The organism is Flagellimonas oceani (genome assembly GCF_011068285.1).
Taxonomy (GTDB): Bacteria; Bacteroidota; Bacteroidia; order Flavobacteriales; family Flavobacteriaceae; genus Flagellimonas; species Flagellimonas oceani.
In genome coordinates this window covers 1,280,323-1,304,063 of sequence record NZ_CP049616.1, presented here as the reverse complement: position 1 = coordinate 1,304,063, position 23,741 = coordinate 1,280,323, and the positions used below count along the sequence as shown (strand labels likewise).

Genomic DNA, 23,741 nt, shown 5'->3' with positions numbered 1-23,741 from the left:
CTATCCCCTAAGGTCATAAAACCATTCTTCTGCACGTTTGATTCCCTCCGTAATGGCCTTCTCACGAGAATACCCATTCTCCTTTACCAATTCTTGCGCAATTTTGAGGGCCTTCTTCCGAACTGACGGCTGTAGGCCATCAAGCTTTGTTTTGAAATCTTCAAATGTCCAGTCCATATTCTATACTTTTTTTAGAGCTTTCGCCCTTCCATCTCTGCTTTTACAATACCGCGTTCAAGGGCTTCCTCCTTGGAGCATTGGTTTGTTATATAGTATTCTTCAGCATACTTTACGGCCAATTTGTGGATGTTTTCATCCAGCATATTGAGCCTCATCGAGCAATCTTTAAAAAGTTCCTTTTTCATCTATCAAAAAGTTTCAACACGAAAAAAACCATGACCAGTAAATAGGCGACATAGGCAGCATCAAACACAAAAATTTGCCAACGAGAGAAACCGTGCAGTTCCTTGCTTTGATGCACAAATAGTGTGTAAAGCAGCGGCATAAGCCCGACAAAGGCCAGGTTGACCCAGAACAGTTCAAAATCCTCAATGGGGGTGGTTACCAACGCCAGCGGAAAAAATGCCACCGTCATCGTTACGGCATTGTCCGCTATAACACTGGTGGTACCCGCAGTCACCTCTCCCCCTTTTACCACGCTCCAGGTCTTGAATATTTCCGGTGCGGTGGTCATTATGCCCGTGATGAAAAGGCCTCCCACGATTTCAGAAATATTTAGGGCAGAAACAATATTTTCGGTCGCCTTCACTATGAAAAATGCTCCGACTGCTATGGCCAAGGCCCCGGCAATCGATAACCAGACCTGTTTTTTGTTCCATTCTACTTTTTTGCCCTTTTCCTTGCCTTTTATGATTGCGTGAGTCAAAAAGGCAGCATAAGCGACCAGCATAATCCACCCGTCTATTGGTTGTAGCCCGCGCCAGGGCTTTGGCAAGGTCAAAATGGCCACAAGGGCGATAATGCCCAAGTATGGAAGGGACAGTACGGAAACCGAACGTTTGTTCAATGCCAGAACGTTTTTATCAAGATGCTCTTGATGTTCCTTGTTGTTCTTGAACTGTTTCCGGGAAGCAAAATAAGCTATGGTCACCATTAAGGGAATGGAAATAATATTGGAACCCAACAAATTTCCCAGGCCAATATTGGAGACTCCCCGAGCTGCACTGGTAATATTTATGGCAACTTCAGGGCTTGCCGTTACAAAGGCAAGAAAAGCGGCTCCAGCGGAAGCGGTAAGGCCCCATTGCTTGCGGAGCAACTTTAAAGGGGTCAACAATCGATCCGCACCCCAGTGTGCTGCCCAGGCCGCTAGGCCCAAAACGAGTACCCATAGCCAACTGTTCATAATTCTGTCATTTTAACATTTCTCTCTTTGCTAGGTTCGATATGGATGTGCACGTCAAGTATCTCGGAATATGACCTGAACAATCTCTCCTTTACTTTGTGTGCAATATCATGGCCCTCGGTCACAGTTAATTCCCCATCGATCCAAATATGCATATCGATATGAAAGGCCGTTCCCATCTTTCGGGAATGGCAGCGCTCTACCCTTACCACTTCAGGAACGGCTTCGGCCTGTCGGATAACCTCATTTCGAAATTCGGGCTCAACAGCTTCGTCCAGCAACTCCCTTACCGATGACCTAGCTATTTTATAGGCATTGAACAGAATAATGCCCGCTGCAATGAGTGCCGCGAAATCATCCGCTATCTCAAACCCTTCGCCACCGATCAATGCTATGGAAATACCTATAAAAGCGGCTATCGACGTAATGGCATCACTCCTATGGTGAAATGCATCGGCCTTGACGGCCGAACTATTGATTTCATCACCTGTTTTCATGACATAACGATACAACGCCTCTTTCGTGAGGACAACAAATACCAGTATGAAGAGTGTGAAGGGTGCAGGAGTTTTGTGGGGTACCAGAATATGGTCGATGCTGTCCCTTATGATTATACCACCTGCAATGGTTAGGGCTATAGCAATACCCACCGCCACCAGGGCCTCTATCTTACCGTGTCCGTAGGGATGGTTTTCATCCGGTGGCCTTGACGACCATTTCAACCCGGCCCATAATAGTGCGGATGTCAGCACATCCGCCCCGGATTCGATCGCATCGGCAATAAGGGCATAAGAATGCCCGAACACCCCGCCCAAACCTTTGATCAATGCCAATAATGCACTGATCAAAATACCTACGAGGGTAGTTTTGAGTCCTATTCGGGATATGGCATTTGGATTCCTTTCCAAAATCTTTCTTTTGCTATTTCTTTTCTTCCCAATACGTTATTTGGACAATTTTAAAATTCTAATGGCTCCTCGCATCACAAAGGCAAATACAATACCGCCTATGACCAAATCGGGCCATTTACTGTCTAAAAAATAAACCAGCACCCCTGCCAGTATTACCCCGCCGTTCACAATAATGTCGTTTGAGGTAAAGATGGCACTTGCCTGCATATGCGCTTCCTTGCTTTTGGCCTTGTTTATCAGCCATAGGGAAACGAGGTTGCCGATAAGGGCGAAAATGGAAACGATTATCATCCATTGGAACAAAGGGGTTTCACTACTGCTCAAAAACCTTCTCAGGACTTCCGAAAATCCCAGCAGGGCCAAGGCCATTTGAAAATAGCCACTGAACTTCGCCACTTTCTTTTTTCTGGAAATAGCGCCGCCTACGGCAAAAAGGCTCAACGCGTACACAATGGAATCGGCTAGCATATCTAGTGAATCCGCAATAAGGCCCATCGAGGAAGAAATCCAACCCGTGGTCATTTCGATAACGAAAAACCCAAAATTGATGTACAAGACCCACCAGAGTATCTTCTTTTGTTTGGTCTCGTCTTCGGCAATAGGTGTTTCCGCCTTTTCTGTTCCCAAAAGTTTTTCCCCCAGCTTTAATGCACCCAATTCCACGTTTATTTCTTGGGCATTCCCCTGATGGTACACATCCAACTTTCTATTCGGAATGTCAAAGTCCAGATATTTGATTTGAGGGTTTGACTCCAGTTTCATCCTTATCATCTGTTCTTCTGAAGGGCAATCCATTTGACTTACCTTAAAAGTGGTTTTGTTTATGGTGGACATTTAAATAATCTGTATTAAATTCTACGTTTGGTCTTTTCACTCTTTACTTATTATGGGATTCCATATATTTTTCCAAAATCGATTTTAAGCTCTCCAAATAATCAGCGAACGATTTAATGGTCGGTTTTGCTTCATCATCTACGGGAATCGTTATGGGGTTCTCATCCAAATACCGATAGAGTTCGGGATATTCGTGTTCAATCCTTACTGTCAATTCGTTGATTTCCTGGGTTAGCTTTTGAATTTTCTTCATCATCTTATATTTTATATGGTATTACTTGCCCCAATATTTATATATGCAATGCCCTATCTTCGGTAGCGGCCAGAAAGGCTTCCTTAAAGGTTTCTGAAAATGTGGGATGCCAATGGGGCATCCGTGCGATATCCTCTGCCGCTGCCCTGAATTCCATTATCGCCAAAACACAAACCAATAATTGTTATATCATATTTTTCTATAGTTGTATTTTTTTGGTTAAATAAGGTGGAAGAACCTTGAACTTGACTCTTGGGCGCAAGGGTTCAAAGTTCTGGAACTCCCACCTGTTATTTTTTCTTACATTTCACGCATATTCCTTTTAATACCAGGTTGACATCGTTTATTTTATAATCAGCTGGTAAACTTTCTTCCGGTATTTTATTTGGCAAACAGATTGTTTTCTTACATTCGGTACAATGAAAGTGCAGATGTAAATCTGAACCGTATTCACCTTTTGCATTTTCACCGGAAATCGCAAATTTTGCCACTCCGGTTCCATCATTTATCTGATGAATAAGTCCTTTATCCTCAAAAATCTTAAGGTTGCGATAAAAGGTCGTTCTGTTTGCTGTCTTATTGGTTTCGCTCTTTTCAGCAAAGACCTTTTTCAAGTCGGAAAAGGACACGGCACTTTGCTTCCTTCTCAGATACCTGTATATCTTGGACCTCATTTGAGTAGGGCGAATACCGTAATTCGACAATATTTTTTCCGTTTTGTTCATTTTTAACCTTGATTCAAAGGCAATCTCCTTTATTGAATTTATTTTTTGTAGGCGAGCAAACGCAATGCATTGACCACCACTACCAACGTAGAGCCCTCGTGAATGGCCACGGCTATCCCTATACTTGCCCAACTCATAATTGTCGCAGGAATTAAAAGGGCAACAACCCCCAAGCTAACCCATAAGTTTTGCTTGATTATCGCCTTCGCTTTTCTGCTTAAACCGATGGCAAAAGGCAAGGTTTCCAGTTTGTCTGCCATTAGTGCTATATCTGCGGTTTCTAAAGCCACGTCGCTTCCCGCCGCACCCATTGCAATACCAACGGTACTGTTTGCCATAGCAGGGGCATCATTGACCCCATCACCTATCATTGCCAGTTTATTTTCCTGTTCCGCAAGTTTTTTGATGGCCTCCACTTTTTCTTCGGGAAGCAGACTTCCGCGAGCTTCGGTCAACCCAATTTCCTCGGCTACGGCATCTGCCACTTTCTGGTTGTCGCCCGTAAGCATTATCATTTTCTTGATGCCTATTTCCTTTAGTTGGGCAAGGGTTTCCTTGGCTTTTTCCCGTGGGGTGTCCATCAGCCCCAGCATCCCTATAAATTCATTGCCCCTTTTTATTAGCATCGTGGTCTTTCCTTCCCCTTCAAGCGCTCTTACCTTTTCTGATACATCGTCGGGTACGCCCTTATCAATATCCTCGAAGAGTTCCAGGTTACCAATGTAAATGGAATTCCCTTGATAGTTTGCCTTTATGCCCTTGCCCTGTACGGCCTCCAAATCATCGGCATCCGGAATCTTTGTGTCCTTCCCGAGCCGTTCCATTCCGTCCCGTACAACTGCCTTTGCCAGGGGGTGGTCGCTCAGTTCCTCAACCGCAATCGCGATTTCCAACAGTTCCTTTTTATCTATACTGCCAAAACTTTCGACGTCGGTAAGCTTTGGTTTTCCTTCGGTAAGCGTTCCTGTCTTGTCAAAGGCCAATGCGGTAAGCACCCCTAAATCTTCCAATGGGCGACCGCCTTTTATCAAGACCCCGCCACGCGCAGCCCTTGCCACACCACTCAATACAGCAGATGGCGTCGAAATGGCGAGCGCGCACGGACTTGCAGCTACCAATACCGCCAAGGAACGGTATAGGCTTTCGCTCCACGGTTCATCGATGACCAAAAAAGCAAAATTCAGTGCAACGACCAGTATAATGACCGCTGGCACATAGTACCGCTCAAACTTGTCGGTCAACAACTGGGTGGGCGATTTCTGGTCTTGAGCCTCCTGAACCATAGTGACCAAGCGGTTGAGGGTAGAATCTTTTGCCTCTTTGATTACCTTTATTTCAAGGGTATTGTTGCCATTGATGGTTCCTGAAAATACACGGTTCTCATTGGGAATATTGCTTTTTGAGGTATACTCTTTGTCCGGATTTTCTATTGGTGTTTTGTCCACCGGAACGCTTTCCCCGGTAATGGGTGCCTGGTCAACACTACTGTTACCTTTTACAATTACACCATCGGCGGATATCTTGCTGTTGGGGCGCACCACGATGATGTCGCCCACCTGTAGTTCTTCAATACCCACTTCAACGGTATCGTCATCTTTCTTGAGAAGGGCTGTTTTTGGGGCGAGGTCGGTCAGTGCCGCAATGGACTTTTTTGCCTTGCCCATTGCATAGTTTTCCAATGCGTGACCCAGACTAAAAAGGAAAAGCAACAAGGCACCTTCTGCCCATTCGCCCAGATAGGCCGCCCCCGCAGCCGCGACCAGCATCAGGAAATCGATTTCAAATTCGCCCTTGGCCACTTTGCTAATAGCTTCCTTCAGGGTAAAATAACCTCCAAAAAAGTAGGCCGCAATATAGAGTCCAAAAGGAATGTTTTCTGAAACCCCTGTAAATTTCTCCAATAGGAAACCTGTTATTAGTGTGACCCCACTTAATATAGCAAAATAGAGTTCGGTGTTTTTGCCGAAGATGCCACCGTGGTCGTGATTGTGGCCATCGTCATTACTATGTTTTTCCTTGTCATTCATATTATTAATCGTTTTGTTATCGTTAATTAAGATTTAATCCACTTTTGGGCTTGTGATTTCTCGGAAATATCGAAATACTTAACTTCCGAGCTAGTGAAAAAATCAGTTGCCTTAGCCACCCACTCCTGCCATTTTTTGTTACCCACAAAGGCTATCTTGCCGTAATCTCCCAAGTGTGCCGAATCAATTTTTAGGTCTTCCCAAAAGCCTTTAAGGGTATAGCCTTCAAAATCTTCCATTTCAATATAGAAATCCACTTTATGGCCTTTTTCTATGATGTTGTGGATGAGCGGATGCATCTTTTCCATATCCTTTTCCGTAAGTTTCCCGCTGATTTTAGCGGCAATAAGATGTTCCTGTTCTAAGTTTATTATCTGTACCATTTTTGTATATTTTTTAATCAATCTAATTAAAACAAACGTGCAACGGAAGTGCCAATAACCCTTCCTGCATGGCCCAATAACCTCCTGTTTCTAGTTGCACTGTGCCTTTTCCTTACCTATATACACCAGGGCTTCGGGCAAATCTAGTTCGCGCGTGGCATTGCCCGTGCGTATATAAAACCGTGACCGTCCCTCAAGGTTCACATATACCGGCATTTGGGCTGGTAAAATCTCGATACAGCACACTTGCTTTTGACCAAACCCAAAAAATGCTACGTTCACTAGCGTACAAAGATGGGTTCCCAGTTTTTGAGCGATCAATTGCATCAAATACTGCTCAAAGCCATCGCTGTCCGGCTTTTTAAGCGTATCGAAATCCTGTTGCAGGCCCAGAATGGTTCCCCCGTCATCGACACCCATGAGCAACTTGCCCCCCTCGGTGTTCATAAACCCGGCAATGGTCTTTGCAATGATAAGCTCAAGTTGTTTGTTTACCTTGCCCTGCCGTACATCCCATCGCAAGCTTGACTTGAATTCCACCCGGCTGCTCTCTCCCTTGTTTATGAGTTCGAGAACGGTTTGCCTGTCCATCCGTTGCCTGTTCAGTTGAAAAATCTTTTTTCTGAAAAAGACCATCAGGGCAAGGCTGCTTCCCATTGTCCCGAACAACAGGTTTCTAAGAATTTGGTCAACATCGACAACGTTCCATACGGTTTTGAAGGCTTCAAGAAAAAAGCTTGACCAGTGACCGGAATCGCCCGACCGGTCAAAGAGAAAAAGGGATAGGCCCAAGGGTTGCAGTATAAATACCCCAAAGGCAAAGCCTGCCAAAAGCCATATCCCTATTTTTCTTCTTTGCATAGATAACGGTGTTATGGTCGTTCGGTCAAAAGCAAAACACTGTTATTTTTTGTTCTTTAACAGGAACGTCTTTCGTTTTTCAAATTCCTCTTCGTCGATTTCGCCCCGGGCGTACCGCTCTCTCAGGGCTTCCATTGCGGTGTCCCTTTTTCTTTTCTGTCCCGGTGTGGGGTAGGGAATTAAAAATATCCAGAAGATGAGGATTATCCATAACCCCCACCATATCCAGTGCATTCCCCCAAAATACCAATCGTCCATCATAATTTTCTAGATTTAAAGATTCATGTTTCAGTTACTATTGAAATTGCTTGTTTGTTCGAGCCAGTTGTTGGCCATGTTTCCATCTTCAGGTCCGAAATATTTTATGTGGGCTTCGCTAAACGGCAATAGCGATTCGGTAAACCGTTCTTGCCAAGTTTTTTCGCCCACCAAGGCTATTTTCTTAAGCCGTGTTTCTTCGGGAAAGGAAAAATCCAACCTCTCACCGCTGCTTTTCTTCACTCCTTTTTTGCGAGGCTCCATTTCCATATACCAAGCGGCTTGTTCATTGCTTTTCAAATGTTCATTCAGGGCCTTGACCAAGGTCGCCCCATCATCGGCATCCATTTCTTGATCTGCGATGGTATATATGATTTGGTCTTTTTTATAGATTGCTATCATCGTCGTATTCTTTTGATGTTATTGGCCTTTAAGGCTACTCCAAATTGCCACTGCATTTATTGCATACTCCCGTTACGACCAGATTGATATCGTCTGCCATATATCCTTGAGGCAGGTTTACCTGTGGGATTTTACGATCGGTCAAACAAACGGTCTCGTTACACTGGGTGCAGTGAAAATGTAGGTGCAGGTCGCTGCCCACCTCACATCCACAGTTTTCCTCACAGAGTGCATATTTCATAATCCCTGTACCGTCCGCTATCTGATGTACAATATTTTTTTCCTCAAATGTTTTCATCGTCCGGAAAAGGGTGCTCCTTTCCGATTTCTCGAAAAAATTCTCTAGCTCTCCCAAACTGATGGCTACCTCGCTTTGCAGTAACTTTTTATAGGTCAACAGTCGCATCGGTGTGGGCCGTATTCCCTTGCTTTCCAGTTTTTTGACAATTCTTTCCATTTTAAAAGGGGTTAAAGATCGTAGCGTTTAAGGGATTTTCCTGTTTTGATCTGAAAGGCATCCTCAATATAGGATAGATAAATGATTCCATCCCCAGGTTCGGGCGTTTTACCATTTTCTAATATGATATCTATGGCTGATTGCGCCTCCTCATTTTGACATACCAACTCCACTTTTACCACCGGGCTATCGGTTATATTAAAATCAAGGGAGGGTCTTGCTCCTTTTGCTTTGAACGCCCCGGTACCCTCCGCCTGTGAAAGCGTCATACTTTTAAAACCGTTATCGCTAAGGGCTTCGATGACCCTTTGTATCCTGTTCGGTTTAACAAATGCTTTTATTTCTTTCATTTTTAAAATGTTTAAATTTTTAATCGATTTTGAACCGGGCATGTTTTCTAATTTTTAACTAACTAATTAAGATGATAAACAAACCCGGAATCAAAATCCTTGATTTTTTAGAGAATTAATGTCCGTGCTCCAATTCGCCTTTCACCATTTCTGAAGAAAGGGTATAGGCCCCATTGATAACCACTTTTGAACCATATTGAAGGGGTTCCATGGGATTTATGGAAACAAAGCCCAAATCGATAACCCCTACCGATACCTGCACCATTTTAAATTTGAGCTTGCCTTCTTCCTGGGCATCGCCATCGTCAAGTACAAAAATGAACGACTTTTCACCCTCTTTGATGACCGCTTCCTCGGGTACTGCCAGAGTGTTTTTTTCATCCTGTACAATCCTGCCCTCTACATACATACCAGGCAATAAATCCCTTTCGGGATTTTCTATATGGGCGTGGATATGCACGGCCTTGGGATCTTCCTCGAAGGTCTTGCCTATGGAATGTACCTCAGCGGTAAGCAGCTCGTCTGGTCTCGAGGCAACACTGAAAAAAATCTTTTGCCCTTCTTTGACCCTCGGGATGTCCTTTTCATATACCTTTAGATCCACGTGTATCTTAGAATTGTCGCTTACGGCAAACATCTTGGATTGTGGTGCCACATAATCGCCAAGGCTTATCAACACCTCATCGACAAAACCGCTAATGGGACTTATAACGGGTACACCCTGATATATTTTACCATTGGCGATTTCGTCAACATTAAAGCCCAATAGCCGTAGTTTTGCCCGCATTGCATTGACCGAAGAGGTCGTGGAACGATATTTGGATTGTGCCATCTGAAATTCCTTGCCGGATGAGACCCCTTTGTCATAGAGGGTTTTTTTTCGTTCGTAGTCCTGATCCAAAAAGACCAGTTCGTCATTTTTCTCCTGAAATTCCTGTTGCATCGTTATGATATCGGGGTGTTCCAAATAGGCGAGAACCTGTCCCTTGCGCACCTTATCACCCTCTATAACAAGTACCGAGCTTATATTGCCGCCCACAAAGGGGCTTATATTGGCCCTGTCCTGTGGGAAAAGTTCGAGTCTGCCCGTTACCTTGATGTTGTTGCCCAGGCTACGTTCTTCCAAAGGTTTCATTTCGAGGCCGATGGTTTCCGCCTGCTGTTGGGTAATTTCAACGGAACCTTCTTCTTCCTCATGGCCGCCCTCTTCTGCATGGGCCTCATTACCATGCCCTTCTTCCCCTTCCTGTAACGTCTCTTTAGTGGTCGCTTTGCCCTCATCATGGCCTAATTCTCCCTTTTGCCTACCGTTGCAGGAAACAAGGAACGCTGTCAAGGCCAGGATTGATGTCAATGTAATTGCTATATTTTTCATTTCTTTTTCTTTTAAATTATAGGTTGCCCAGTTGATATTGAATTTCAATGGCCTGCTGGTTATACTGATTTATAAATTGTAAGTGGTTCTGTTTTATGCGTATGGCACTATTAAGGATAGTGATATAGTTTACATAGTCTATCTCGCCTTCCCGGGATGCCAGTTCTGCCGTGGCAATTTGTTCATCGGCCAACCGCAGTGCCCCTTTTTCGTAATACTCAAGACTTTTTTGGGTTTTTTCCAGAGCCTTAACCAATTGGGCCAACGTGCTTTCGGTCATCGCCTTCTGTTCAAGGTATTGGCTCTCGGCCAAAATCGCATCGGCCTTTGCCGCTTTCACCCTGTTCTTTTGCGGTAAGAACCACAGGGGAATACTTATTCCCACTTGATAGGTGTTAAAGCCTGAAACGTCGTCAACTGTTTGCCTTCCATAGGTTAGGTTGAACTTGGGCAGGAACTGTGATCTCTCTACCTCTACATTGGCTTCGCTTACGGCCACATTCTGTTCGGCAAACTGTAACAAAGGGTTCTTATTTATATTCTCCGAGGGTGAATCCAGAAACCTTTCCGCCCAAGCGGTAAAAGGTTCGTCAGCTATGTCGATGGGGTCATTAATGCCCAGATATTGCTTCAGCTGCCTTTTGGCAATCTCGATATCATCGTAGGCCTGTTGCCTGAGTACCTGTATCTGCTGGTATTCCGAAGAGGCCGCAATGTATTCCAATTTTCCCGTCTCACCGGTATCGTACCGCAGCTTTGCGGCCGATTCAAAGTCTGTATAGACGCTGTCAAGGCGCTCGGCAAAGCGCAGCTGGGCGGTATTGTACTGTATCTGGTTGTAGGCCAGCATCACATTGCGTACCAATTGCTGTTCGCTGAGCTCATACAGTTTTTCTCCCAAGGCTACCCTTTCCTTGAAAAACTTGGATTTGGAAAAGCCCGACAGTAGATCGATATTTCCCTGTTGAACACCAATCACGGTCTGAACGCCGGGCACACCGCTGCCCGTTTCTTCCTTACCGGTAAATACTTGGGTGTTCCCCAAATCGAAGCTTGTGCCCCTTAAGGCCTTCTCCCGTGCAATGAAGGCCTCGCCCTGTTTTAAGGTTGGGTAATACTCCCTGGCTTTGTCAACGGCCTGTTGCAGGGTAAGGGTCTGGACAGGATCAGGTTCTTGGGCAACCACCGTACCCGATGACAAAAAACCACTTACGGCAAGTAGAATCCCGAGCATAGGCAGACTGTTCTTTACATATCCGGTATCTCCGTTGTCGGATTGTTTGCGCTGCTTTCTGCTCTCGAGCCAGTTGTAGAGGACGGGCACCACCACAAGTGTCAACAAGGTGGCCGTAATCAAACCGCCAATTACCACAGTGGCCAACGGTCTTTGTACTTCAGCACCCCCCGACGTGGAGACCGCCATTGGCACAAAACCCATAATGGCTGCCGTAGCCGTAAGCAATATTGGCCTCAATCTCTCGTGGGTGGCCTCTTCGATGCGTTTTTTGATATTTGTCATTCCTTCTTCTTTTAAATCGTTGAATTTGTTGATGAGCACTAGTCCATTGAGGACGGCCACGCCAAAGAGTACGATGAATCCCACTCCGGCCGAGATACTGAAGGGCATACCACGTAACCAAAGGGCAAAGACCCCACCAATAGCTGCCAACGGTACTGCCATATATATCATCACCGATTGTGAAAATGATTTCAAGGCAAAGTACAGTAGGATAAAAATCAATACCAGGGCAATGGGTACCACCACCATAAGACGGTCTGTTGCACGCTGTAAATTCTCAAATGAACCACCATAGGTAATATAGTACCCAGGAGGCAGTTCCAGTTGTTCATCAAGTTTTGCCTGTATTTCCTCGACCATTGACTTAACGTCCCTGCCCCTAACGTTTACACCAACATAAATCCTTCTATAGGTATTATCACGCGATATCTGCATCGGCCCCGGTTTATAACTAATATCCGCAACCTCTTTTAATGGAACTTGGTTGCCATTGGGTAAATCGATGTACAGGTTTTTAAGATTGTCAATGTTCTTACGATAGGCTTCCGCCAATCGTATTACCACTTCAAACCGTTTTTCCCCTTCAAAGATGACACTGGCCGCTTCACCGGCAAAGGCCGCGCTCACGTAATCATTGAGCTTTTCAATTGTAACTCCGTACTGTGCCATTTTCGCACGATTATAGACAACGGTCATTTGAGGCAAACCGCTAGTGGCCTCTGCCCTTACATCACCGGCACCCGGCACGGTCTGAATTATGGATGCCATTTCGTTGGCTTTTTCAGCCAGAATGTCCAAATCTTCTCCATAGAGTTTTATGGCTACATCTTCCCTTACTCCGGTTAGCAACTCGTTGAACCGCAGCTCGACCGGTTGGGTGAACACGAAGTTCACCCCCGGGATGACCGATATTTTCTCCTTTATCTTTTCTATCAATTCTTCTTTACTATCGGCACTCGTCCATTTACTTTTATCCTTTTCTAGGATAACATAGCTATCGGCGATATCCATTGGCATCGGATCCGTAGGGATTTCGGCAACTCCAATCCTTGAAATCATTGTCTTGACCTCTGGAAATTCATTTACCAGGTTTTGTAGTTTTTTGGAAGCTTCAATGGATTCCGTTAGGCTGCTTCCAGGTTTTATAAGGGCCTGCATCGCTATATCGCCCTCATCGAGTTTAGGAATAAACTCACCCCCCATACCACTGAATATAAATACCGCAATGGCAAATAGGGCGACGGCGCCCAACACTACACCAGCCTTGAACCGTAGAGCAAAATTCAACAGCGGTTGATACCCCTTGTGCAAGGTTGCCATAATTTTATCGCTGAAACCTTCAATCTTATGTTCAAACTTGGCGAACCAGTGGTCTGGGTTTTTGGCGGGACGTAGGAACAGGGCGGAAATCATCGGCACGTAGGTGAGGCACAATATAATTGCCCCCAAAACGGCAAAACCGAAGGTGAAGGCCATTGGACGGAACATTTTGCCTTCTATTCCAGTAAGGAAGAGGATAGGGGTAAAAACAATCAGGATAATCAATTGACCGAAAAAGGCCGAGTTCATCATTGTACTGCCCGATTCATAGGCCAGTTCGTCCATCTCTACTTGCGTAAATACGGCCTTGGATTTTTTCAGCCGCATCTGTATATGGTGCACCATACCTTCCACAATGATGACGGCCCCGTCTACAATGATACCGAAGTCGATGGCACCAAGGCTCATCAGATTTGCCCAAACGCCGAACTGCCTCATCAATATGAATGCAAACAACAATGAAAGCGGGATGACCGATGCCGTAATAAGGCCCCCACGAAAACTACCCAATAGCAGGACAAGTACAAAAATCACGATCAACGCGCCTTCCACGAGGTTCTTCTTTACGGTACTGGTAGTTCGCGCTATAAGTTCACTTCGTGAAAGAAAAGGTTCTATAGTAACGCCTTCGGGAAGTGATTTTTGTATTTCAGCGATTCGCCCTTCCACATTTTCGATGACATTGCTCGGGCTCTCGCCCTTGAGCATCAAAATCTGCCCGCCCACGCTTTCGTGCCCGTCCTGTGTAAAGGCGCCATAGCGCACCTGGTTGCCATAGCCTACTTTTTCTGCAACATCGCTTACCAGTATGGGGGTCCCGTTTTGAGTCGTGACCACGGTATTTTTTAGGTCTTCAAGACTTCTTGCGAGTCCTTCGCCCCGAATAAAATTGGCTTGATGATTTTTTTCAATATAGGCACCTCCGGTATTTGCATTATTTTTTTGAAGTGCCTCGAATACCTGGCCCATCGTGATGCCAAAGCTCTTTAGCTTATCGGGATTTAGGGCAACTTCATACTGTTTGACATACCCACCAAACGCGTTTACTTCCACTACGCCGGGCACTAGGGCCATTTGCCTTTTTACCAGCCAGTCCTGAATGGTACGAAGCTCCATAGCATCGTATTTGTCTTCGTAGCCCTCCTCGACTTTTAAGGTATATTGAAAGATTTCTCCCAAACCTGTAGTTATGGGTGCCATAAATGGTGTACCAAAACCTTCGGGAATTTCTTCAGCAACTTCAGCTAATTTCTCCTGCACCAATTGCCGGGGCAGATAGGTACCTGCTTCATCCTTAAAGACAATGGTAACAACTGACAATCCAAAACGGGATACCGAACGCAGCTCGATAACGTCAGGAAGGTTTGCCATTGCCAATTCTACGGGATAGGTCACGAATTGCTCAATATCTTCAGTACCTAAATTTGGGGCAACGGTAATAACCTGTACTTGGTTGTTGGTAATATCAGGTACAGAACCCAGATTTATAGTGGCCATAGACCATATTCCGGTGCCTATTAGGGCAACCATAAACAAACCGATTATAAATTTGTTGTTTATGGAAAATGAAATGATTTTGTTAATCATAGAAAAAGTATTAATTCAGTTTAAACATCGCAATGCAATGAGATGCAATGCATTTAGAATGTGATGCTTACGTTGAAAGCATCACGATAGGATAGAGCTATCCTTAAAAAAACTGAATTATACTTGAGGGGGTTGGTAAAGGGAAAGGGCAAAATCTTTGCCAAGGCTATCAAAATGGGCAAAGTTTTCTTGAGAAATCACGGATTGAAGCGGTTGAAATTCGGCTATATCAAAATCAATTGTATGCACGTGGCAACAATGGCACTGGCAGAATGGTGAACACAGCTCACAATCTTGGTCGTGATTGCCATCATAGTCCATTACCGAAACGACCTGGGCGTCATCTTTAGCTTTGCCCGAATCGCCACAGGGCACTACATTGAGCGCCAAAAAGTAAAAGGACAATATGATTGTTAAAAATTTCACGGTACAAAAATATAAAAAAATCGATGCAACGCCTATGCAAAAACTGGAAAGACTGAAGAATTGGTAGTCTACGCTTTTGCGTCAAAACTTAAGAAATAACCTTTTTACCAATTCCAACTACCATACGGATTCATCATTTTTCAATTCAGGATAAAGGGTATTGAGCAATGGTCTTCTCAATTGGAAAAGTCCAATCCTTTTCCCATATCCTTATTATTCTTGTTTGATTGAACACTGGCAATATTTTGTGGTTTTACATTTGATTCCTGATGTTGGACATTTCCTTTATGTAGATTTTTATTTAGTTCGTTACTGTATTGCATCATTCCTGCTTGCACAGCATTCATGTGATCGTCGGTCGGCACGACACTTTTGAACATCGGAGTTTTTAGATTCAACTCTTTCGCCAATTCATATCCAAGATTGAATGCCTTTTTATACTCCTCATCAATTTTTATATTTTCTTCCATGGCTAAAAAGTTTCACGAACGTGTGCCTCGATATATTCATTAATAGAATCCCGATCGTACAGAATTACTTTCTTTTGAGGTTGGGAAAACCTGATTTTACCCTCGTCCCGCAGTTTTTGCAAAGTGGTGGTGGATTTTATTTTGAGATGAAACATTGCTTCCTCGCCGTCAATCCATTTTTCTGGCTTATCAGCTCTTTTTTGCTCTAAATATTCCACTACCTTGTCAAACAAGGCATAGAAAGCTTCTTCTTGTAGGCAAACTACTTGCATCGAATACAATTATAGAAAAGTACAAGGTACCCTAATAATCCAATTGTATTCAAATCTTTCGACAAAATACCCGAACTACTGGATGTTCTTAAAAGTTTACTACCTTTTCTAAGGCATCATCGGTTTCTTTGTGCATGAAATTCGATTGATAGTTAACCGTTGTTGTAATCGAAGAATGACGATACAGTTTTTGAAGCATTTGAATAGGTATTTTATCGCCAGAAATGTTTCCAAAGCTATGACGGGCTATATGCATAGATAGTTTTTTCTCAATACCCAGTTTTTCTCCAACGATTTGCAATCGCCGGTTTAAATTTCGGGTTACGGTTTTAACCCTAGTTGCTACTCTTTTGTCATCTTTCAAATTGGTGCCTTTTAAAAAAGGAAAAACCAAATCATCCTTCCCCCTCTTTTGAGCCTCAAAATACTTAAGAATTTCTTTGGTCTTATCGGGAACGACCAATGAGACAAGTTTCCTGTTCTTCCCCATACGATAATATAAGCGATTATCTTTAAAGTCGGACCATTTTAGTTTTATGACATCAGCAACCCGAACACCCGCAAAGTAAAAGCTCGTTAGCCATACGTACACCGCATGAAGCTGTGCTTTTGTCAAATTGTCTGCGGTTTCAAGTAATTGAACCTCTTCCTTGTTCAATCCGATTTTTTCGCTTTCAGGAAACTTAATCTGTATTTTACCTTTTCCAAATGGGTAGTTCCTATCATCAACATGATATTCCTTTCGGGCAAAATTATAAATGGTGCGGATAAGCATTAAATAGTTTATCGCCGTTCTTGGAGCGACTTTTCGTTCATAAAGAAGATATGCCTCGAACCTTTTCAATAAGGTGACGTCCAAATCGGTAAAGGAAAGCTCTTTTCGCCCTAAATAAGTTTTAAAAATCTCCAACCTCTTTTCTTGATTGTATTGTTGATTGAACTTTTTTCTTTTTAGGAGATTCGCCAAAAAAACCTCACTTACTTTGAAAAAATCATATTTATCCTCTCCCACAATCTTTTTAGTGATTGTAGCTACAGATTGCTTTTTTTCGCTTGATTCAATTTCCAAAGCCATGTCATGCGCTTCAGTAATCTTTTTCAAAAGCATGTTATTAAGGCGTGAAGAATTAGGATGACTTTTTTTAGCCAACCCCTTTGTTTGGTCCCAATCCTTTTCAAGAATGTACTCACCTGTAAAAAGGAACTTGGACTTTCTATCTTTTGTTATTCGTAGGGCAATTGGGAAAGTCCCGTCCTTCTTCTGATAATTCTTGCGTAATACTATCTTTACAGTCGCCATAGTGTTATTTTTTGCCTTATAAAGATACGAAATCTATGTACAACATATGTACAACAAATCATGTTTTAATATGAATTTTTATGGCTTTGAATAAAAATTGAACATCCTTAAATATCTTATAAACAATTGATTATCAAATCAAATAAGCCCAAATGGATTCAAAAGACTCAGGATTCATAACCCGGAGGCCGGGGGTTCAAGTCCCCCTCTCGCTACTAAATTAGAAGCCATTCAATTGAATATCAGTCGAATGGCTTTTTTTATGCCCGATATTTTCCCGACAAATCTAACGACCCTATAATCTTTATCATTTATAATAAGGTTTTCGTTTGCCCTATATGAGAATCAAAAGCTGTGAGAAAGACGGGGGGTACACCAAAAATCAGTCTTTTGATGGGGTTTTTTAACATGGGTACCTTTAATACTTTTGAAAGACATAAAATATCTTAAAAAAACAATAGATAATTCATACCTAAGAAAAAACGTATGAAACTTCAGTCATATCATACTTTTTCTTTAATAAGAGGTATCTCACATTTAATTTAGAAATCCTTTTCTTCTTTACAAGAATTGTTATTTTTAGGCTCCCCCCAAAAATATATCAAATCTACAACCATATAAATTAACACATCAAACTTGCGTTTAGAACGTCCAACTACGGTTAAATGCATTCAAATTTTGGGTTGAAATTAAGTTGTGAGTCAGTTTAAATAACCTGTATTAAAATGAATTATAAAATTTTTTCAGAACCATTTAGAAATTTAATTACCGCACAAGTAAGAAAAATAATTGCCGAAATTGATTCACAACCAGATGAATATTTTGACAGTGTTCCAATAGAAGAATTTTCAAAATATCTTAAATCCAAATATACCCTTGACGAATTTCCGACTTTAATATGGGAAGAGATTGAAATGAAAATTGGAGAAACAGAAATTTATGGCAGAGATTTCCCATCGACATTTGATGTATCTAATCCGAGCGAAAAATTCAAAAGAAAACTTGTTGTATATCATATTCCTATCTATGGGAATGTAGGACTTTTGAGGTTTTCTCCAACCAATGGATATTCAACCAGTGGAATTTATGGAAAACTAGCAATAAGAAATGATACGCTAGATGTTAGCTTTATTGATATCTATAACCAACCCGAAAAAGTTGATTCGGATTTTGATAGGACAAAAAATGCAATTGCAGGAAAACTAAATGTTGTCAGAGGTGAATATGAATATTACCATAAAGAATTACCCAAATTCATTGATGGTGAAATCAAGAAAAGAATTCAAAAGATTAACCACACAAATGATTATAAGTCTAAATTCAAATATCCAATAAGGAAAAAAGAAGTTCCTACCGCATTCGAATCGCCCAGAATAGTAAAAAAAAAGAAAATTTCACCAAAACCAGTTGGTGCTTCCAATACTGTAACGAACCAAAGATTTATTACAGATGAAGATTATATGCATATTCTAGGGTTATTACAGGACTGCGGGAATAACTGGGAACATCATCCCGAATTATACAAAGGGAAGGGTGAAGAAACATTAAGAGACCAACTGATTTTCGTTTTAGCACCAAATATAGAAGGTGTTGTTGCTGGTGAAGCATACAACAAAAAAGGGAAAACAGACATTTCTATAAAACACGAAAGCACTAATCTTTTTATTGGCGAATGTAAAATTTGGAAAGGGCCAAAAGGATTTCTAGAAACAATTGACCAAATATTAGGTTATCTTACTTGGAGAGACTCTAAAGCGGCGATAATGATGTTTGTTCCTAACCAGATAATTTCTGGAGTTAGAAAAGCAACGGAAGAAAGCGCCAAAGGTCATCCTAATTTTGTTAGAGTATTAGATGTGATAAATGAAGGTTGGACAAATTATAGATTTCATATAGAAAGTGACCCTAGAACATATGTAACATTAGCAGTACAATTATATCATTTACCTGAACTTTAAAACCAAATGTCCGATAAATTTTACATAAACAAATTTGGAGTTAAAATCTTAAAAGAAGGCACCAAAGCTTTCCGAATATTCTCAATTGAAACTATCAATTTAGAGTTTCTATTAATTTATATTCTATTCTCAGAATCAAGCAAAGAGGATTTAAATGACAAAAAAGGATTCTTAAAAGTTCTTTATGAGAATAACGGAGATGATACTCTTATTGAATTTCTTGAATCCGAAAAAAGTGATATGATATTTTCAGCAAAATCATATGAAAAATATTTTGGACAAATGGCCTATACCAGAATTACAGACAACGTCTTAAGCTATTTTAAAGATATTCTTGTAGAAGTAATACAAGCCAAACCTCAGATACTTAAATCAAAAGAAAAAGTAGCATTGGATTATATTTTTTCTTTTAACAATATGGAGGATTTAATTGATGATATTACAGAAAAGAATATAGAAAAACTCTTTTATGGAAGTATAAATGACATAAAAAAATTCTTTTCGGACAGACTGGGAATCCAACTGTTTGAAAATGAAATTGCGGAAAAAAATTTTGAACAGTTTATCAAACAAAGAAACCTGATTGTCCACAATCGAGGAATAATATCAAAAGAATTTGCAAAGGATTTTTCTAATGAATACGTGACTTATAACCCTGGAAATATACTTGTTTTTAGTTATGAGAATTTATCAGATATTAACGGAGCTATGACCAATCTGATTGTAGATTTAGATTTGAAAATAAGTGAAAAATTTAAATTAGAAACCATAAAACTAGATTAGGCATAACAAGTTAGCCACACGTAATTCGAGTTAAAGTGCTAATTTAAAATGCGTACACCAAAAAAATGGGCAGTTAAGCGGCTTGGAAATACACATCTCCGTGACCTTTATTTAGCATTTGAAAGAAATATTAAATGGCAAAATACAATGAACAAACTTTAACAAATTGGACTAAACCACCAAGTGATACTGAACAAAGTAAACTTGAGCGGTCTGAAAGAATGGTTAGAGAAGCAATAAGTTCGGATGAAACCCTTAAATCCAAATTTACAGAAACTTTTGGTCAAGGTTCTTATGCAAATAACACAAATGTTAGACTAAATAGCGACATTGACATAAATGTTAGATATACAGGTGGATTTTATTTCAATTTGCCAGCGGAAACTGAAGAAAAAGATGTTGGAATTGATTCTTTACCACCTACTGGGTATACTTACTCTGAGTTTAAAAATGATGTGGAAAATGCACTTGTAGCAAAATTTGGACGAAGCGATGTAATTCGAAAAGATAAGTGCATAACTATAATTGGTAATACGAGTAGAATCGAGACGGATGTTGTTCCTACTTGGAATTACCGCAGATATTCTAAAGATGGAAGTTATGTGCTTGGTGCTAAGTTTTGGTCAGACTCTTCAAAAGCCGTTATTAACTACCCAAAGCAACATATTGAAAACGGAATCGTCAAAAACAGTAACACTTATCGAAGATTCAAAAGGTTAACACGTTTGCATAGAAAACTTCGATATAATATGCTCGAAGATGGAGAAAAGGTAAGTGACAATATCACCTCATTTTTATTAGAATGTTTAGTTTGGAATGTACCAAATAGAATAATGAATAATTATGATACTTGGACTGAAAGATTAAAGCAATCAATTATCTATCTATACGAGAACACAAAAGAAGATGATAGTTGTAATGAATGGGGAGAAGTTTCGGAATTGCTTTATCTGATTCGACCAAGTAGAAAATGGTCAAGAAAGGATATTAATGAATATATGGTTCAACTTTGGAATTATTTAGAGTTTTAATATGGTAAAACACAACATAAGAATATATGCATTTGCGATAATTGGATTAGCTTTCTTCGTTTACGCCATAATTTTTCTTATCACCCAAAACTTGGATAGTATTGATTTTCAAAAAGCACTGACACATATTTCCACTACAATATCTATAAATATAATTCTTTGGATGATATTTATTTTTTGGGCTTGGAAATGGAAAGTATTTTATCCTTGGTTAGTGCAAACACCAGATTTGTCAGGAAAATGGAAAGGAAAAATTATATCAAATTTTGACAAAGATAACTCTAAACCAATCTCAACTGAAATTGATATTAAACAAGACTTTTTCAACATCATCTTGAAAATCAAAACTGATGAAAGTTTGGATAAGCCGGGTAAACTGACCCACCTTCGCCGGATGAAACTGACCAGGGTAAACGAACTGCCTAGATTTGATCTATCCTTGGGTTAAACTTAGTTTTTATTTTTCAATTTTCTTCTCATTGATTCTCCTTTTATGTCGATTCTGTGTGCCGTGTGCACCAAACGGTCGAGGATGGCATCGGCCAGTGTTTTTTCACCTATGATGTCATGCCATACTTCGACTGGTAGTTGTGATGCTATAATAGTGGACCTTTTGCCGTGACGGTCCTCGATGATCTCCATAAGCGCATGCCTGTTGATGTTGTCCAATGGTTTAAGGCCGAAGTCGTCCAAGATGAGCAAGTCCTGTTTTTCAAGTTTGTTTATCTGTTTTGGATAGGAACCGTCGGCCTTTGATGTCTTGAGCAGGGTAAAGAGCTTGGCGGTGTTGAAGTACATGACCTTTCGCCCCAAGGAGCAGGCCTGGTGGCCAATGGCCGAGGCCAGATAACTTTTTCCCACACCGGTACTACCTGTAATAAGTATGTTCTCCCTTTTTGGGATGAAGTCGCAAGAGCCTAGTCGCCGGACCAGGTTCTTGTCCAGTTGGCGTGACGGTCGGTAGTCGATAGCTTCCATGACGGCCATATACCTGAACCTTGCGGACTTGGTCAATCGCTCTATCCTACGGTTGTGGCGGTCGTCCCATTCGCTCTGGATGAGATAGGCAATGAGTTCGTCATTGGTATAGTCGGTATCGGCACCTCCGGTTTCCATTGTTGTTGCAAAGGCCCTGTGCATTCCAAAGAACCTCATTTCTTTCATCAATTGCATTGTTTTTTTGTTCATATGTCCAGTTTTAAGTGTTTTTATTCATAGTATTTTCCGCCCCTTATGTTCTTGTGTTCGGGCATTTTCGTTCCTTCATCATTATGGTCATCGATCTGGTCCCATCCCTTTTTGAGGATGCGCTCTACCATATTGTAATTGTACGCCCCATATTCCGAGGCACGCCTACAGGCACCGTCAAGACGTTCCCTTCCGTACTTTTTGGCAAGGTGGAGCACGCCGAGGCAGGATTTGTAGGATTGCTCGGGGTGCTGCTTTTTTTCCAGGATGGCAATGATGTACCCTTTACAGTATTCGCCGATATTGCCCGCCCAATCGATGAACCTTTCGCTGCTCCACTCGCTTACGAAACGATGGTGCGATGGCATATGGTCGGCCAAGGTGGTATATCCGTATTTTTTCCTGTTCCTTGTATGTACGGCGAACCTTTCGTGCTTATGGTAGATCTCGACGATACTGTCGGTATAGACCAGCTTGACCTGTTTGCCTATATGTCTGTAGGACACGCTGTAATAATGCTTGTCCTTCCCGAAATAGATATGGCTGTTCTTGTGTACGGTGGCCTGGGCATAGCGTTTTACCTCATAGCGTTTCTGGCAGGGGCATCAGTTCTCCCTTCTCGATTTCCATGAAAAGCGAACGCCTGGAATATTCCCTTCCCCTGAACGACATTGCATTGTGTTTTTCCAACAGTTCCCTTATCGCCATGTTGAGATCCGTTATGCTGTGGAATACCTGGTTGCGTAAAGGGGCGAACACCCTGGTGTAGATTATCTTCACGGCGTTCTCCACTATGGCCTTGTCCCTTGGCCTATAGGTACGTGTGGGCAGTACCGCCGTTTCGTAGTGTTCGGCAAAGTCGGCGAACACCTCGTTGACCTTGGGCTCGTAACGGCTGCTCTTGGTAACCGCCGACTTCAGGTTGTCGGGCACCAGGGCCTTTGGTACGCCGCCGTAGAACCATAGGGAGTTCTCGGTGCAGCGGATGAAGTCCTCCAGTTTTTGGCTTGCACAGGCCTCTACATAAGTGTATTGGCTGCTACCCAGTATGCAAACGAACACCTCCAGTTCCCTCAGTTCACCGGTCTCCTGTCGACGATATGGAGTTTCTTTCCCGTGAAATCGATGAACAGCTTGTCACCGGCCTTGTGCTCCATGTGCATTACCGGAGAGGTCTCCTTGCGCCATTCGGCGTACCAGTACTTGAACTGTGAGAGTTTGAAGCCATCGGGGTGCTTGGCATGATATTCCTCCCAGAGCAACTGTCGGGTAACCCCGGTCTTTCTTATTTCCTTGTCAAAATAGGGAAAGTACTGCCTTAAGGTCAGCAAACGTTGGCTCTTGCGCTTTTGCCCGTCCTTAAAAAGGCCGTGGAGTTCCTCCAGGGTCATCTTCTCCACTTCGTAGGCCGTAAAACGGTACCGCCTGAAGAATTCGATGTACTTCCTGACCGTGACACGGGATATGCCCAATTGTTGGCTTATCCCACGCTTGCTCGTACCGGAGGTGTACAGTTTGTATATCAGTTTTGTTTTTCGCATGTCTATCTGCTTGTTCGCCATGGTGCTTTTTAACAAAAAAAGCACTTAGACTTTTTACAGATAGATCTAATCTAAAGGTGGTCCACTTTGGCCCGGCGGGGGTGGGTCACTTTCGTCCGGCCAGCTATGGTCACTTTAACCCGG

The 23,741-nt window shown here is 42.2% G+C and carries 29 protein-coding genes; 4 read left to right on the top strand and 25 right to left on the bottom strand.

Features of this window, described 5'->3' with window-relative positions; genetic code table 11:
* The 21 genes from GVT53_RS05990 to GVT53_RS05895 form a co-directional block, all read right to left on the bottom strand.
* On the bottom strand, positions 1-177 hold the full coding sequence (locus tag GVT53_RS05990; protein WP_162987829.1) for a hypothetical protein: 177 nt from the start codon (positions 175-177) through the stop codon (positions 1-3).
* A gap of 14 nt (positions 178-191) precedes the next feature.
* Positions 192-365, bottom strand: coding sequence for a hypothetical protein (locus GVT53_RS05985; RefSeq protein ID WP_166247885.1), 174 nt, complete (start codon positions 363-365; stop codon positions 192-194).
* Complete coding sequence (locus tag GVT53_RS05980) at positions 362-1,366, bottom strand: sodium:calcium antiporter (RefSeq protein WP_067036935.1); 1,005 nt, start codon at positions 1,364-1,366, stop codon at positions 362-364. The genes GVT53_RS05985 and GVT53_RS05980 overlap by 4 nt, the downstream gene beginning before the upstream one ends.
* Positions 1,363-2,274 (bottom strand): cation diffusion facilitator family transporter, encoded by a 912-nt coding sequence (locus tag GVT53_RS05975; RefSeq protein ID WP_083158134.1) that lies wholly within the window; start codon positions 2,272-2,274, stop codon positions 1,363-1,365. Before GVT53_RS05975 ends, GVT53_RS05980 begins: the two co-directional genes overlap by 4 nt.
* Positions 2,275-2,310: 36 nt before the next feature.
* A complete protein-coding gene (locus GVT53_RS05970; protein ID WP_067036940.1) occupies positions 2,311-3,111 on the bottom strand; it encodes a cation efflux transmembrane domain-containing protein in 801 nt (266 codons plus the stop codon).
* A gap of 43 nt (positions 3,112-3,154) precedes the next feature.
* Positions 3,155-3,367, bottom strand: a complete 213-nt coding sequence (locus GVT53_RS05965) for a hypothetical protein (RefSeq protein ID WP_229702480.1) — start codon at positions 3,365-3,367, stop codon at positions 3,155-3,157.
* A gap of 34 nt (positions 3,368-3,401) precedes the next feature.
* Entirely contained in the window at positions 3,402-3,530 is a 129-nt protein-coding gene (locus GVT53_RS21150) for a hypothetical protein (protein WP_258537667.1), read from the bottom strand.
* A gap of 124 nt (positions 3,531-3,654) precedes the next feature.
* Positions 3,655-4,038, bottom strand: a complete 384-nt coding sequence (locus tag GVT53_RS05960; protein WP_470299724.1) for a Fur family transcriptional regulator — start codon at positions 4,036-4,038, stop codon at positions 3,655-3,657.
* An 89-nt stretch (positions 4,039-4,127) separates the two neighbouring features.
* The gene (locus GVT53_RS05955) at positions 4,128-6,116 is read right to left on the bottom strand and encodes a heavy metal translocating P-type ATPase (RefSeq protein ID WP_067035970.1); all 1,989 of its coding nucleotides are present in this window, start codon (positions 6,114-6,116) and stop codon (positions 4,128-4,130) included.
* 26 nt (positions 6,117-6,142) lie between these two features.
* A complete protein-coding gene (locus GVT53_RS05950; protein WP_067035997.1) occupies positions 6,143-6,499 on the bottom strand; it encodes a SpoIIAA family protein in 357 nt (118 codons plus the stop codon).
* Positions 6,500-6,589: 90 nt separating this feature from the next.
* On the bottom strand, positions 6,590-7,360 hold the full coding sequence (locus GVT53_RS05945; protein WP_067035972.1) for an AlbA family DNA-binding domain-containing protein: 771 nt from the start codon (positions 7,358-7,360) through the stop codon (positions 6,590-6,592).
* Between the two features lie 42 nt (positions 7,361-7,402).
* Entirely contained in the window at positions 7,403-7,621 is a 219-nt protein-coding gene (locus tag GVT53_RS05940) for an SHOCT domain-containing protein (RefSeq protein WP_067035975.1), read from the bottom strand.
* 27 nt (positions 7,622-7,648) lie between these two features.
* Positions 7,649-8,020, bottom strand: coding sequence for a SpoIIAA family protein (locus tag GVT53_RS05935; RefSeq protein ID WP_067035978.1), 372 nt, complete (start codon positions 8,018-8,020; stop codon positions 7,649-7,651).
* Positions 8,021-8,054: 34 nt separating this feature from the next.
* A complete protein-coding gene (locus tag GVT53_RS05930; protein ID WP_067035981.1) occupies positions 8,055-8,477 on the bottom strand; it encodes a Fur family transcriptional regulator in 423 nt (140 codons plus the stop codon).
* Positions 8,478-8,488: 11 nt separating this feature from the next.
* The gene (locus GVT53_RS05925; RefSeq protein WP_067036000.1) at positions 8,489-8,827 is read right to left on the bottom strand and encodes a P-II family nitrogen regulator; all 339 of its coding nucleotides are present in this window, start codon (positions 8,825-8,827) and stop codon (positions 8,489-8,491) included.
* A gap of 115 nt (positions 8,828-8,942) precedes the next feature.
* Positions 8,943-10,202 (bottom strand): efflux RND transporter periplasmic adaptor subunit, encoded by a 1,260-nt coding sequence (locus GVT53_RS05920; RefSeq protein WP_067036003.1) that lies wholly within the window; start codon positions 10,200-10,202, stop codon positions 8,943-8,945.
* Between the two features lie 16 nt (positions 10,203-10,218).
* Entirely contained in the window at positions 10,219-14,628 is a 4,410-nt protein-coding gene (locus GVT53_RS05915) for a CusA/CzcA family heavy metal efflux RND transporter (RefSeq protein WP_067035983.1), read from the bottom strand.
* Positions 14,629-14,745: 117 nt separating this feature from the next.
* Entirely contained in the window at positions 14,746-15,054 is a 309-nt protein-coding gene (locus GVT53_RS05910; RefSeq protein ID WP_067035985.1) for a DUF6660 family protein, read from the bottom strand.
* Between the two features lie 176 nt (positions 15,055-15,230).
* On the bottom strand, positions 15,231-15,524 hold the full coding sequence (locus GVT53_RS05905) for a hypothetical protein (RefSeq protein ID WP_067035988.1): 294 nt from the start codon (positions 15,522-15,524) through the stop codon (positions 15,231-15,233).
* A gap of 2 nt (positions 15,525-15,526) precedes the next feature.
* Complete coding sequence (locus tag GVT53_RS05900) at positions 15,527-15,796, bottom strand: helix-turn-helix domain-containing protein (protein ID WP_067035991.1); 270 nt, start codon at positions 15,794-15,796, stop codon at positions 15,527-15,529.
* A gap of 88 nt (positions 15,797-15,884) precedes the next feature.
* Complete coding sequence (locus tag GVT53_RS05895; protein WP_067035995.1) at positions 15,885-17,096, bottom strand: site-specific integrase; 1,212 nt, start codon at positions 17,094-17,096, stop codon at positions 15,885-15,887.
* A 725-nt stretch (positions 17,097-17,821) separates the two neighbouring features.
* Between GVT53_RS05895 and GVT53_RS05890 the strand changes: the two genes are divergently transcribed.
* The 4 genes from GVT53_RS05890 (at position 17,822) to GVT53_RS05875 (ending at position 21,316) form a co-directional block, all read left to right on the top strand.
* Complete coding sequence (locus GVT53_RS05890; RefSeq protein WP_166247884.1) at positions 17,822-19,054, top strand: hypothetical protein; 1,233 nt, start codon at positions 17,822-17,824, stop codon at positions 19,052-19,054.
* Positions 19,055-19,060: 6 nt separating this feature from the next.
* Entirely contained in the window at positions 19,061-19,837 is a 777-nt protein-coding gene (locus tag GVT53_RS05885) for a hypothetical protein (protein WP_166247883.1), read from the top strand.
* A gap of 134 nt (positions 19,838-19,971) precedes the next feature.
* Complete coding sequence (locus GVT53_RS05880; RefSeq protein ID WP_166247882.1) at positions 19,972-20,868, top strand: nucleotidyltransferase domain-containing protein; 897 nt, start codon at positions 19,972-19,974, stop codon at positions 20,866-20,868.
* A 91-nt stretch (positions 20,869-20,959) separates the two neighbouring features.
* A complete protein-coding gene (locus tag GVT53_RS05875) occupies positions 20,960-21,316 on the top strand; it encodes a hypothetical protein (protein ID WP_240905165.1) in 357 nt (118 codons plus the stop codon).
* Between the two features lie 2 nt (positions 21,317-21,318).
* Here GVT53_RS05875 and istB read toward each other — a convergent pair whose 3' ends face one another.
* The 4 genes from istB to GVT53_RS21010 are packed head-to-tail and all read right to left on the bottom strand — an operon-like array spanning position 21,319 to position 23,618.
* Complete coding sequence (gene istB / locus GVT53_RS05870) at positions 21,319-22,056, bottom strand: IS21-like element helper ATPase IstB (protein ID WP_166247880.1); 738 nt, start codon at positions 22,054-22,056, stop codon at positions 21,319-21,321.
* A gap of 20 nt (positions 22,057-22,076) precedes the next feature.
* Positions 22,077-22,595, bottom strand: coding sequence for a Mu transposase domain-containing protein (locus GVT53_RS21020; protein ID WP_417941823.1), 519 nt, complete (start codon positions 22,593-22,595; stop codon positions 22,077-22,079).
* Between the two features lie 43 nt (positions 22,596-22,638).
* Positions 22,639-23,118 carry an IS21 family transposase gene (istA, locus tag GVT53_RS21015; RefSeq protein ID WP_240905161.1) on the bottom strand — a complete coding sequence of 160 codons (480 nt, stop codon included), beginning with the start codon at positions 23,116-23,118 and terminating at the stop codon, positions 22,639-22,641.
* A gap of 11 nt (positions 23,119-23,129) precedes the next feature.
* Positions 23,130-23,618 carry a hypothetical protein gene (locus GVT53_RS21010; protein WP_240905159.1) on the bottom strand — a complete coding sequence of 163 codons (489 nt, stop codon included), beginning with the start codon at positions 23,616-23,618 and terminating at the stop codon, positions 23,130-23,132.
* Between the last annotated feature and the right edge of the window lie 123 nt (positions 23,619-23,741).

Bases quoted from the DNA above. Each gene is read 5' to 3' on its own strand.
- GVT53_RS05885 (WP_166247883.1), top strand. From the start codon at position 19,061: ATGTCCGATAAATTTTACATAAACAAATTTGGAGTTAAAATCTTAAAA.
- GVT53_RS05990 (WP_162987829.1), bottom strand. From the start codon at position 177: ATGGACTGGACATTTGAAGATTTCAAAACAAAGCTTGATGGCCTACAG.
- GVT53_RS05920 (WP_067036003.1), bottom strand. From the start codon at position 10,202: ATGAAAAATATAGCAATTACATTGACATCAATCCTGGCCTTGACAGCG.
- GVT53_RS05905 (WP_067035988.1), bottom strand. From the start codon at position 15,524: ATGGAAGAAAATATAAAAATTGATGAGGAGTATAAAAAGGCATTCAAT.
- GVT53_RS05925 (WP_067036000.1), bottom strand. From the start codon at position 8,827: ATGAAAGAAATAAAAGCATTTGTTAAACCGAACAGGATACAAAGGGTC.
- GVT53_RS05965 (WP_229702480.1), bottom strand. From the start codon at position 3,367: ATGATGAAGAAAATTCAAAAGCTAACCCAGGAAATCAACGAATTGACA.
- GVT53_RS05915 (WP_067035983.1), bottom strand. From the start codon at position 14,628: ATGATTAACAAAATCATTTCATTTTCCATAAACAACAAATTTATAATC.
- GVT53_RS05900 (WP_067035991.1), bottom strand. From the start codon at position 15,796: ATGCAAGTAGTTTGCCTACAAGAAGAAGCTTTCTATGCCTTGTTTGAC.
- GVT53_RS05935 (WP_067035978.1), bottom strand. From the start codon at position 8,020: ATGATAGCAATCTATAAAAAAGACCAAATCATATATACCATCGCAGAT.
- GVT53_RS05985 (WP_166247885.1), bottom strand. From the start codon at position 365: ATGAAAAAGGAACTTTTTAAAGATTGCTCGATGAGGCTCAATATGCTG.
- GVT53_RS05880 (WP_166247882.1), top strand. From the start codon at position 19,972: ATGGCAAAATACAATGAACAAACTTTAACAAATTGGACTAAACCACCA.
- GVT53_RS05890 (WP_166247884.1), top strand. From the start codon at position 17,822: ATGAATTATAAAATTTTTTCAGAACCATTTAGAAATTTAATTACCGCA.
- GVT53_RS05970 (WP_067036940.1), bottom strand. From the start codon at position 3,111: ATGTCCACCATAAACAAAACCACTTTTAAGGTAAGTCAAATGGATTGC.
- istB (WP_166247880.1), bottom strand. From the start codon at position 22,056: ATGAACAAAAAAACAATGCAATTGATGAAAGAAATGAGGTTCTTTGGA.
- GVT53_RS21010 (WP_240905159.1), bottom strand. From the start codon at position 23,618: ATGGCGAACAAGCAGATAGACATGCGAAAAACAAAACTGATATACAAA.
- GVT53_RS05930 (WP_067035981.1), bottom strand. From the start codon at position 8,477: ATGGAAAGAATTGTCAAAAAACTGGAAAGCAAGGGAATACGGCCCACA.
- GVT53_RS05945 (WP_067035972.1), bottom strand. From the start codon at position 7,360: ATGCAAAGAAGAAAAATAGGGATATGGCTTTTGGCAGGCTTTGCCTTT.
- GVT53_RS05895 (WP_067035995.1), bottom strand. From the start codon at position 17,096: ATGGCGACTGTAAAGATAGTATTACGCAAGAATTATCAGAAGAAGGAC.
- GVT53_RS05940 (WP_067035975.1), bottom strand. From the start codon at position 7,621: ATGATGGACGATTGGTATTTTGGGGGAATGCACTGGATATGGTGGGGG.
- GVT53_RS05960 (WP_470299724.1), bottom strand. From the start codon at position 4,038: ATGAGGTCCAAGATATACAGGTATCTGAGAAGGAAGCAAAGTGCCGTG.
- GVT53_RS05980 (WP_067036935.1), bottom strand. From the start codon at position 1,366: ATGAACAGTTGGCTATGGGTACTCGTTTTGGGCCTAGCGGCCTGGGCA.
- GVT53_RS05950 (WP_067035997.1), bottom strand. From the start codon at position 6,499: ATGGTACAGATAATAAACTTAGAACAGGAACATCTTATTGCCGCTAAA.
- GVT53_RS05955 (WP_067035970.1), bottom strand. From the start codon at position 6,116: ATGAATGACAAGGAAAAACATAGTAATGACGATGGCCACAATCACGAC.